The 1,108-nt window shown below is 69.0% G+C and carries 1 protein-coding gene and 1 pseudogene; one reads left to right on the top strand and one right to left on the bottom strand.

All coding sequences use genetic code 11. The features are described from left to right. Positions 1 to 287: pseudogene (locus tag AC08OP_RS15835) on the bottom strand (hypothetical protein); the annotation flags it as partial. Between the two features lie 647 nt (positions 288 to 934). Between AC08OP_RS15835 and AC08OP_RS15830 the strand changes: the two are divergent. Then, the coding region (locus AC08OP_RS15830) for a helix-turn-helix domain-containing protein (RefSeq protein ID WP_476614902.1) at positions 935 to 1,108 on the top strand (174 nt) is incomplete at its 3' end.

The raw sequence follows: 1,108 nt of genomic DNA, 5'->3' as shown, positions 1-1,108 counted from the left end.
ACCACGACCACGGCGATCACGAGCGGGACCAGGACGAGGGAATCGAGACGGGGAGCCCACCCGCCGCGCAGCGGCGGGTCACCGATGCCCAGATCCAGGTCGCCGGTGGAGACGAGGAACGTGCCGATGAGACCGCAGGCCACCAGGATGAGCCACAGCGCCGCCTCGCCGGCCTCGGTGCGCCCGGCGGACCCCGCCCAGGGCCGGGACAGGCCGCCGCGCGGTCCGGGCAACCGGCTGGAGGCGGCGACAGCGGTCGGGTCGGAGGCGCCGTCGGTCGCGCTCACCGGTCCGTACCGAGGCAGGCCGCGTAGCTGGGCACCTTCGGTGCCGACCCGGAGATCATCACGTCACCGACCACCACTGCACGGTAACGAGTCCGGTCCGTTCCCAGCGCCGGAGTTCCCCCCGAGCCGGATGCCGGAGGTGCTGGCGGGGGCGCCGGCAGGGGTGCGACGAGCCGTCCGCGATCTCGCCGGACCGGGCCTCAGCACGGGAGCGGGTCGGCCCCGACGGGGTGGACAACCGGTATCGGATGTGAGGAATCAGTCGAATTGATCGGCCGCGTTCGCGGTCCGTCGGCTCGCTCTGTACAGTGATCGACTGATGGTCGTACCTGCAGCGTTGCATCGAGAGAAGATCTTGAGCGCGAAGATGGCGATGTTCGTGGCGACGCGCCGATGCTGTTGTCGGGCCGCGTACCGGGGATTGGGGACACTGATCTCGGTAGCACCGTCGGCCAGGCGCGCCTGCTGTGCCAGCGGGTGGGTGCGACCCGTGCCATCGCTGGTGACCGCCGGCGTGGAGGAAGGAACGCGAGGGCACGGTCACGCACCGGCGCCGCGTGTGATGGATCACATCTGCTTCGAGTGGCGTGTTTACTCAAGCTGAGTGAAGATCGGTTCGCAGATCATCGAACACGGAGGGGGCCACGTTGGCCGAGCTCAGGAAAGGAACCCGGATCACCGGCGCCGAGCGGGACAAGCTTGCCGCCGAACTTCGGAAGAAGTACGAAGGTGGGCAGAGCATCCGCCTGCTCGCCGAGTCCTCTGGTCGTTCGTACGGGTTCGTCCACCGGATCCTCTCGGAGTCCGGTACGACCCTGCGC

The organism is Frankia sp. CeRuru1 (assembly GCF_977966315.1).
Note: the sequence above shows the minus strand (reverse complement) of the source record. Positions and strands in the feature narration are given on the sequence as shown.